The 9,145-nt window shown below is 74.0% G+C and carries 9 protein-coding genes; 7 read left to right on the forward strand and 2 right to left on the reverse strand.

Features of this window, described 5'->3' with window-relative positions:
• The first annotated feature begins 100 nt into the window (after nucleotides 1-100).
• Nucleotides 101-1,891, forward strand: coding sequence for a malto-oligosyltrehalose trehalohydrolase (gene treZ / locus HGA02_RS04965; RefSeq protein WP_168678063.1), 1,791 nt, complete (start codon nucleotides 101-103; stop codon nucleotides 1,889-1,891).
• Nucleotides 1,892-1,918: 27 nt separating this feature from the next.
• On the opposite strand, the gene HGA02_RS04970 is transcribed toward treZ, so the two are convergent.
• The gene (locus HGA02_RS04970; protein ID WP_168678064.1) at nucleotides 1,919-2,413 is read right to left on the reverse strand and encodes a WapI family immunity protein; all 495 of its coding nucleotides are present in this window, start codon (nucleotides 2,411-2,413) and stop codon (nucleotides 1,919-1,921) included.
• A 17-nt stretch (nucleotides 2,414-2,430) separates the two neighbouring features.
• Nucleotides 2,431-3,522 (reverse strand): cell division protein ZapE, encoded by a 1,092-nt coding sequence (gene zapE / locus HGA02_RS04975; RefSeq protein ID WP_210728186.1) that lies wholly within the window; start codon nucleotides 3,520-3,522, stop codon nucleotides 2,431-2,433.
• Nucleotides 3,523-3,890: 368 nt separating this feature from the next.
• Here zapE and HGA02_RS04980 point away from each other — a divergent pair, with 368 nt between their 5' ends.
• The 6 genes from HGA02_RS04980 to HGA02_RS05005 all read left to right on the forward strand — a co-directional run.
• Nucleotides 3,891-5,552: a nitrite/sulfite reductase gene (locus HGA02_RS04980; RefSeq protein ID WP_168678066.1), complete on the forward strand. Its 1,662-nt coding sequence runs from the start codon at nucleotides 3,891-3,893 to the stop codon at nucleotides 5,550-5,552.
• The gene (locus tag HGA02_RS04985) at nucleotides 5,549-5,740 is read left to right on the forward strand and encodes a hypothetical protein (protein WP_168678067.1); all 192 of its coding nucleotides are present in this window, start codon (nucleotides 5,549-5,551) and stop codon (nucleotides 5,738-5,740) included. Before HGA02_RS04980 ends, HGA02_RS04985 begins: the two co-directional genes overlap by 4 nt.
• Nucleotides 5,737-6,456 (forward strand): phosphoadenylyl-sulfate reductase, encoded by a 720-nt coding sequence (locus tag HGA02_RS04990; RefSeq protein WP_168678068.1) that lies wholly within the window; start codon nucleotides 5,737-5,739, stop codon nucleotides 6,454-6,456. Before HGA02_RS04985 ends, HGA02_RS04990 begins: the two co-directional genes overlap by 4 nt.
• Complete coding sequence (cysD, locus tag HGA02_RS04995; RefSeq protein WP_246247441.1) at nucleotides 6,453-7,403, forward strand: sulfate adenylyltransferase subunit CysD; 951 nt, start codon at nucleotides 6,453-6,455, stop codon at nucleotides 7,401-7,403. Before HGA02_RS04990 ends, cysD begins: the two co-directional genes overlap by 4 nt.
• Entirely contained in the window at nucleotides 7,403-8,839 is a 1,437-nt protein-coding gene (locus HGA02_RS05000; protein WP_168678069.1) for a sulfate adenylyltransferase subunit 1, read from the forward strand. The genes cysD and HGA02_RS05000 overlap by 1 nt, the downstream gene beginning before the upstream one ends.
• Nucleotides 8,840-8,874: 35 nt before the next feature.
• The coding region (locus HGA02_RS05005; protein ID WP_281357106.1) for an NAD(P)-dependent oxidoreductase at nucleotides 8,875-9,145 on the forward strand (271 nt) is incomplete at its 3' end.

Genomic DNA, 9,145 nt, shown 5'->3' on the forward strand with positions numbered 1-9,145 from the left:
GTGCTGACGGACCGGCCCGTGACGGGCGGCGTCTGCGCGGTCGGCCCGCTCCTCGACCGCCTGCCGGTCGCGCTGCTCGTCCGGACGGAGGGCTGACGCCGTGCGTCCGCACGTCTGGGCGCCCGACGCCCGCGGCGTCGACCTCGTGCTGCCCGCGACGCGCGAACGGGTCGGCCTGACGCCCGAGGGCGACGGCTGGTGGACCGTCAAGCGCGACCTGTCGCACGGCACCGACTACGCGTACGCGCTCGACGGCGGCGACCCGCTGCCCGACCCGCGCAGCGCCTGGCAGCCCGACGGCGTGCACGGGCCGAGCCGCGTCTTCCACGCGGGCCGCTTCCCGTGGACGGACGACGGGTGGAGCGGGCTCGACGTGCGCGGACGCGTGGTCTACGAGCTGCACGTCGGGACGTTCACGCCCGGCGGGACCCTCGACAGCGCCGCCGAGGCCCTGCCCGACCTCGTGTCGCTCGGGGTCGACGTCGTCGAGCTCATGCCGGTCGCGCCGTTCGACGGTCCGCGCGGCTGGGGCTACGACGGCGTCGGGCTGTACGCCGTGCACGACGCCTACGGCGGCCCCGAGGCGCTGCAGCGGTTCGTCGACGCCGCGCACGGCCTCGGCCTCGCGGTCTGCCTCGACGTCGTGCACAACCACCTCGGCCCGTCCGGCAACTACACCGGCCTGTTCGGCCCCTACGCGACGGACGCGCACCACACGCCGTGGGGCTCCGCGATCAACCTCGACCAGCCGGGCGCGCACGTCGTGCGCCGGTGGATCGTCGACAGCGCGCTGCGCTGGCTGCGCGACTTCCACGTCGACGCGCTGCGCCTCGACGCCGTGCACGAGCTGCGCGACGACTCCGAGCAGCACCTGCTCGCGCAGCTCTCCGACGAGGTCGCGGCGCTGTCCGAACGTGTCGACCGGCCCCTGACGCTGATCGCGGAGACGGACCTCAACGACGTCGTGAGCGTCGCCCCGACCGCCGCGGGCGGCTGGGGCATGACCGCGCAGTGGGCCGACGACGTCCACCACGCGCTGCACGCGCTCCTCACGGGCGAGCGCCACGGCTACTACGTCGACTTCGGCACGCCCGCGACGCTGCGGCACGCGATGACGCGCGTGTTCGTGCACGACGGCGGCTTCTCGACGTTCCGCGACCGGGAGTGGGGCCGGCCCGTCCCGAGCGGCACCGACGGCCACCGGTTCGTCGTGAGCACGCAGACGCACGACCAGGTCGGCAACCGCGCGATCGGAGACCGCCCGGCCGAACGCCTGGACGCCGGCACGCTCGCCGGGTCCGCCGCCCTGCTGCTCCTGTCCCCCTTCACACCCATGCTGTTCCAGGGCGAGGAGTGGGGCACGCGGACCCCGTTCCAGTTCTTCACGTCGTTCCCCGACCCCGAGCTGGGCCGGCTCGTGAGCGAGGGACGCCGGTCGGAGTTCGGCGGCCACGGCTGGGCCGACCTCTACGGCGGCGCCGTCGAGGTGCCGGACCCGCAGGACGAGGCGACGTTCCAGCGGTCCGTCCTGGACCGCGCCGAGCGCTCGCAGCCGCCGCACGACCGCCTGCTCGACTGGTACCGCGAGCTGATCGCGCTGCGCCGGTCGGTCCCCGACCTGGCGTCGGGGGACCTCGCCGCGACCGACCTCACGTGGCACGGCCCGGACTCCGCCGACGGCCCCTGGCACGGCGTGCTCGTGCTGCACCGCGGCGCGGCGCGCGTCGTCGTCAACCTCACCGACGCCGACGCCCGTGTTGCGCTCCCGTCGGACGCACCGCTCGACGTCGCCGCCGCGTGGGAGCCGTGCGCGCTCGAGCCCGGCACCGACCCGCGGGTCGTGGTCCCGGGCCGTTCGGTCGTCGTCCTCGTGCCGGCCGCCGGCGACTGAGAGGCTCTCGCCCGCGACCGGTCGACGTCACCGGGCGGGGAACTGCGCCAGCGCGGCGCTCCAGTCGTCCGCTGCACGCCCGACGACGTCGAGCGGCACCGTGACGGCGACGAAGAACGCGAAGAGCACAATTTCTCCGCCCTCCTCGTGCAGCCACGGCGGCGCGCACTCCAACGACAGGTGCACACGGACGGTCGCCACCGAGTCGTCCCGCGCTGCGAGGCTGAACGCGAGGCACGGCTCGGTGAACGCGAGCAGGTCCTCCTCCGACGCGTCCTCCGGGACAGGTGCGACGTGGCCGGACACCACGCCCCGCAACCACCCGTCGATGTCACGCGCGTCCCACGTCGTCAGGCTCGCGTCGGTGAACGACCACGCCCGTCCGTCCGCGAGCCGCACGCGTCCTCGCACGACGAGCCAGTTCGCGTCCCAGTCGCCGGGCGGCGCGCCGACCGCGCCCCGGAACTGGTAGCCCACGAGCCGCAGGTCGACGGAGGCGCCGTCCTCGGACTCGAGTCGCACGCCGCGCGCCGCCGGGGTCAGGCGGTGGCGCGGGCCGCGCCGTCGGCGGCGAGGGCTCCGAGGCGGGACAGGGCGCGGTAGTACTTCTTGCGGTAGCCGCCGCGCAGCATGTCGGCGGAGAACAGGTCGTGCTCTCCCCCGCCGCCCAGCAGGACGGGTACGTCGCGGTCGTAGAGCCGGTCGACGAGCACGACGAGCCGCAGCGCGACGTCCTGCGTCGGGACGGGCGCGACGCCCGTGAGGCCGACGAGCTCGACGCCGTCGAGCAGCGCGCCGTACCGGCTGGGGTGCACCCGCGCGAGGTGGTCGAGCAGCGCCGGGAAGGCGTCGAGCGTCGCACCGGGCACGTCGGCGACCGCACGCCGGACCGCTGCGTCGGCGAGACCGTCGGCGTCGGTCACGACCGACCGGTGCCGGTAGTCCTGCCCGTCGACGCGCAGCACCTCGAAGCGTGCGGCGAGCGCCTGGATCTCGCGCAGGAAGTCGTCGGCGGCGAACCGGCCCTCGCCGAGCGACTCGGGCAGCGTGTTCGACGTGGCCGCGAGCGCGACCCCGCGGTCGGCGAGCTCGCGCAGCAGGCGGGACATGAGGACGGTGTCGCCGGGGTCGTCGAGCTCGAACTCGTCGATGCAGACGAGCTTCTTGGCCGCGAGCGCGTCGACGGTTGGCAGGAAGCCGAGGGCACCGACGAGGTTGGTGTACTCGACGAACGTGCCGAACGCGGCGTCGTGGGTGCCGACGGCGTGCGCGAGCGACGCGAGCAGGTGGGTCTTGCCGACGCCGAAGCCGCCGTCGAGGTAGACGGCGGGGGCGGTGCGCCGGGACGCGCGCCGGAACAGGCCGCCGCGTCCGGACCCGCCGTCGGTGATGGTGCGGGCCACCGCGCGCAGGCGGTCGACGGCCTCGCGCTGCGACGGGTGCGCCGCGTCGGGCACGTAGGTGTCGAACGACTCGCCGGCGAAGTGGCGCGGCGGGACGAGCTCGGCGAGGAGCCGCTCGGGCGGGACGACGGGGGTGCGCTCGGTGAGCGAGGCCGGTCCCGGCTGCGCGCCGCCGGTGCGGGCGGCGGGGTCGACGGCTGTCACGACGGACAAGCCTACGTCCGGCATCCGGGACGCACGCGCCGGGGTGAGCGGTGTCACTGCTGGGCACGTCGGCGGGCGCGGCTGCGCGCCTCCTACACCCGGACTGGACGCCCGTCCCACATGCCGATGCACTCGTCTCACCATGCGGAAGCCTTCTCCCGTGTCACCCGTTCGTCTGACAGCCTCGTCGGGTGATCGCGACCGGGTCCCCCGCCATGTGTCGGTGCTGCTGCGCCGCCGCGGGCCCGGCCATGTCGATGTGCTGCTGTCCGCGGAGAGACTGACCCCGCCCCACGTCCCCCCACGCTCGGGCGCGCGGTCTGCGCCCCGAGTCCGTCCCCCAGGCGGTGGGTGCAGCACGCACGTCCACGATCCCCCGGAGGTAGCGCCCGATGGCGCAGACCAGGATCGCCCCGCCCGCCGCTCGCCACGAGGGCCAGTGGGCGTTCGACGAGCAGCGCGAGCCGCTCAACGGCAACGAGAAGCTCAAGCAGGAGGACGACGGCCTCAACGTCCGCCACCGCATCGAGACGATCTACGCCCAGCAGGGCTTCGACTCCATCCCCGGTGACGACCTGCGCGGACGCATGCGCTGGTGGGGCCTCTACACCCAGCGCAAGCCCGGGATCGACGGCGGCAAGACCGCCACGCTCGAGCCGCACGAGCTCGAGGACTCCTACTTCATGCTCCGCGTCCGCTGCGACGGCGGCACGCTCACGCTCGGCCAGCTCCGCACGGTCGCCGGCATCTCGCGCGAGTTCGGCCGCGACACGGCCGACATCACCGACCGGCAGAACATCCAGCTGCACTGGGTGCGCATCGAGGACGTGCCGGAGATCTGGCGCCGCCTCGAGTCCGTCGGGCTGACGACGCAGGAGGCGTGCGGCGACGTCCCGCGCGTCATCATCGGGTCCCCCGTCGCGGGCGTCGCGGCCGACGAGATCGTCGACGGCACCCCGGCGATCGAGGAGATCCACCGCCGCTACATCGGCGACCCGGCGTTCTCGAACCTGCCCCGCAAGTTCAAGACCGCGATCAGCGGCTCGCCGCACCAGGACGTCGCGCACGAGATCAACGACGTCGCGTTCGTCGGCGTGGTGCACCCCGAGCTCGGGCCGGGCTTCGACGTGTGGGTCGGCGGCGCGCTGTCCACCAACCCGATGCTCGGCAAGCGCCTCGGTGCATTCGTCACGCTCGAGCAGATCCCCGACGTGTGGGTCGGCGTCACGAGCATCTTCCGCGACTACGGCTACCGCCGGCTGCGCACCCGCGCACGCCTGAAGTTCCTGCTCGCCGACTGGGGCCCCGAGCTGTTCCGGCAGGTGCTGGAGGAGGAGTACCTCGGCTGGACGATGGCCGACGGTCCCGCTCCCCCGCCGCCGCCCACCGGTCGGCGCGACCACGTCGGCGTGCACCCGCAGAAGGACGGCCGGTTCTACGTGGGCGCCGCCCCGACCGTCGGGCGCGTGTCGGGCCCGTTGCTCGACGCCGTGGCCGACCTCGTGGAGGCCGCCGGGTCGGACCGCGTCCAGCTCACGACCGAGCAGAAGCTCGTCGTCCTCGACGTCGCCGCGGACCGCGTCGACGCGCTCGTCGAGGGTCTGGAGGCGCTCGGGCTGCAGGTGCGCAACGCCTCGACGTTCCGTCGCGGCACGATCGCCTGCACGGGCATCGAGTTCTGCAAGCTCGCGATCGTCGAGACCAAGGCGCGCGCCGCGCTCATCATCGGCGAGCTCGAGCAGCGCCTGCCGACGTTCGACCAGCCGATCACGATCAACGTCAACGGCTGCCCCAACTCGTGCGCGCGCATCCAGACCGCCGACATCGGCCTCAAGGGCGCGCTGGCCGGCGGCGAGGAGGGCTACCAGGTCCACCTCGGCGGCGGCCTCGGGCTCACGAGCGGGCTCGGCAAGACGCTGCGCGGCCTGCGCGTGCCGTCGTCCGAGCTCCCCGACTACCTGGAGCGCGTGACCCGCCGGTTCGACGAGCAGCGCCTCGAGGGCGAGCTCTTCGCCGAGTGGGTGCAGCGCGCGGCGGAGGAGGACCTGCGATGAGCGACACCGGAGCGCGCGCCGTCCCCTACTACTGCCCGTTCTGCGCGAGCGAGGACCTGTGGCCCGCGGGCGAGACGCACGGGCAGTGGGAGTGCCGGTCGTGCGCCCGCGCGTTCGCGCTGCGGTTCGTCGGCCTGGCGTCCGCGGCGACCACCACCCCCACGGCCCCGACGGGAGGCGACCGATGAGCACCGCGAGCCCCGCGATCGCCGACCTCACGCCCGACGAGCTGCGCGCGTTCGCTGAGCAGGCGGGCCGCGAGCTCGAGGGCGCCCACCCGAGCGAGATCCTCGCGTGGGCGGGCCGCACGTTCGGCGACGACTTGGTCGTCGCGTCGTCGATGGGCGACGAGGTGCTCGTCGACCTGGTCGCGAAGGCGGTCCCCGGCGCGAACGTCATCTTCCTCGACACCGGCTACCACTTCGCCGAGACGATCGGCACGCGCGACTACTACGCCGACTTCACGGACATCACGCTCCGCACGATCCTGCCGCTGCGCACCGTCGCGGAGCAGGACGCCGAGCACGGTCCGCGCCTGCACGACCGCGACCCGAACCTGTGCTGCGCGCTGCGCAAGGTCGAGCCGCTCGAGCGCGGCCTCGCGCCGTACACCGCGTGGGTCACGGGGATGCGCCGCGAGGACGCCCCGACCCGCACCGACATCACGGTCGTCGGCTGGGACGCCAAGCGGTCGAAGGTCAAGCTCAACCCGATCGCGGCGTGGACGCAGGCCGACGTGGACGCGTACGTCGCCGAGCACCACGTGGTGCTCAACCCGCTGCGGCAGGCCGGCTACACGTCGATCGGCTGCGCCCCCTGCACGCGTGCGACGGCCCCGGGCGAGGACCCGCGGGCCGGACGCTGGTCCGGTACCTCCAAGACGGAATGCGGTCTGCACACATGACGACTGAGGCCACGGCTCCCCCCACCGCGGCGGCACCCTCCCGGCTCCCGGCACAGCGCCTGACCCAGCTCGACGCGCTCGAGTCCGAGGCGATCCACGTGATGCGCGAGGTCGCCGGCGAGTTCGAGCGGCCCGTGCTGCTCTTCTCGGGCGGCAAGGACTCGATCGTCATGCTGCACCTCGCGCGCAAGGCGTTCTGGCCCGCGCCGGTGCCGTTCGCCGTCATGCACGTCGACACGGGCCACAACTTCCCCGAGGTCATCGACTACCGCGACGCGACGGTCGAGGAGCACGGGCTGCGGCTCGTCGTCGCGAGCGTGCAGGACGCGATCGACGACGGTCGCGTCGTCGAGCGGCCCGACGGCTCGCGCAACCCGCTGCAGACGGTCCCGCTGCTCGACGGCATCACCGCGCACCGCTTCGACGCGGTGTTCGGCGGCGGTCGCCGCGACGAGGAGAAGGCCCGCGCCAAGGAGCGGATGTTCTCGCTGCGCGACGAGTTCGGGCAGTGGGACCCGCGCCGCCAGCGTCCCGAGCTGTGGGACCTGTACAACGGCCGCCACAAGCCCGGCGAGCACGTGCGCGTCTTCCCGCTGTCGAACTGGACCGAGCTCGACGTGTGGCGCTACATCGAGCGCGAGCGCATCGCGCTGCCGTCGATCTACTACGCGCACGAGCGCGAGGTGTTCCTGCGCGACGGCATGTGGCTCGCGCCCGGCGAGTGGGGAGGTCCACGCGCGGGCGAGGTGCTCGAGACCCGCACGGTCCGCTACCGGACCGTCGGCGACATGAGCTGCACCGGTGCCGTCGAGTCGACGGCCTCGACCGTCGCCGACGTCATCGAGGAGGTGGCGGTGAGCCGCCTCACCGAGCGCGGGGCGACCCGCGCCGACGACCGGGCCTCGGAGGCCGCCATGGAGGACCGCAAGCGCGAGGGCTACTTCTGATGACGACGACCACCGACCTCGCCGCTGCGGATCCGACCGTCCACGCGCAGCGCGACCTGCTGCGCCTCGCGACCGCGGGCTCCGTCGACGACGGCAAGAGCACCCTCATCGGCCGCCTGCTCTACGACACGAAGTCGGTGCTCGCGGACCAGCTGAGCGCGGTCGAGCGCGCCACCGCCGCCCGCGGCGGGTCCGAGGTCGGCGCCGTCGACCTGGCGCTGCTCACCGACGGCCTGCGCGCCGAGCGTGAGCAGGGCATCACGATCGACGTCGCCTACCGGTACTTCTCGACGGCCCGGCGCGCGTTCGTCCTCGCGGACACCCCCGGGCACGTGCAGTACACGCGCAACATGGTGACCGGCGCGTCGACGGCCGAGCTCGCGATCGTGCTCGTCGACGCGCGCAAGGGCGTGCTCGAGCAGACCCGCCGGCACGCGACCATCACCGCGCTGCTGGGTGTCCCGCACGTCGTGCTCGCGGTCAACAAGATGGACCTGGTCGACTTCGACGAGGCGACGTTCCGCGCCATCGCCGACGACTTCGCCCGGTACGCCGACGCGATCGGCCTGACCGACGTGCGCGCCGTGCCGCTGTCGGCGCTCGCCGGCGACAACGTCGTCGACCGCTCCGACCGCACGCCCTGGTACGACGGGCCGACGCTGCTCGAGCACCTCGAGTCCGTCCCCGTCGGGCGCGACGCCCACGCCGAGGCGTTCCGCTTCCCCGTGCAGGTCGTCATCCGGCCGCGCAACGCCGAGCACCCGGACTACCGCGGCTACGCGGGCCGGATCGCGTCGGGCGTGGTGCGTGTCGGCGACGACGTCACCGTCCTGCCGTCCGGCAAGACCAGCACGGTCACCGGGATCGACACGTTCGACGGCCCGCTCGACGAGGCGCACGCACCCCAGTCGGTCACGCTGCGCCTCGCCGACGACGTCGACGTCGCCCGCGGCGACGTGCTCGTGCCCACGGGCGAGGCCGTCACCGTCGGCGCCGATCTCGAGGGCACCGTCTGCTGGCTCGCCGAACGGCGCAGCGTCCTCGGCGCACGCGTCCTCGTGCGCGTCGGGACGCGGACCGTCCGGGCACTGCTGCGCGAGGTCAACGCGCGCCTCGACATCGACACGCAGACCGTCGAGGTGTGGGACGGCGTCGACACCCAGTACACGGTCGACGCGACCGACACGTCGTCCGACACCGCGCCGCGCGCGCTCACGCTTAACGCGATCGGCCGCGTCCGGCTGCGCCTCGCCGAGCCCGTCGTCCTCGACGACTACGCGACGCACCGCAGCACGGGCGGCTTCCTCGTCGTCGACCCCGCCGACGGCACGACGCTCGCCGCCGGGATGATCGGCCCGACGCTGCTCGACCGCCTCACGCCCACGCCGCCGCCGAGCGCGGCCGACGACGACTGGCTCGCCGGGGCCGGCATATGACGGACGCGCCGCCCGCGACCGGCAGACTGGACGACATGCCTCGTCATCCCCTGCTGCTGGACGTCGCCGGGCGGCGCGTGGTCGTGGTCGGCGGTGGTCCCGTCGCCGCACGCCGCGTGGCGCGGCTCGTCGACGACGGCGCGGACGTGCTGGTCGTCGCGCCGCGGCTGTGCGAGGACCTCGCGGACCTCGACGCGCGCGGGCTGGTGCGGTGGACGGAGCGGGGGTACGCGGCCGGCGACCTCGACGGCGCCTGGCTCGTGCACACCGCGACCGGTGAACCGTCCGTCGACGACGCCGTCGCCG

This window comes from Cellulomonas septica (assembly GCF_012396155.1).
Lineage (GTDB): Bacteria > Actinomycetota > Actinomycetes > Actinomycetales > Cellulomonadaceae > Cellulomonas > Cellulomonas septica.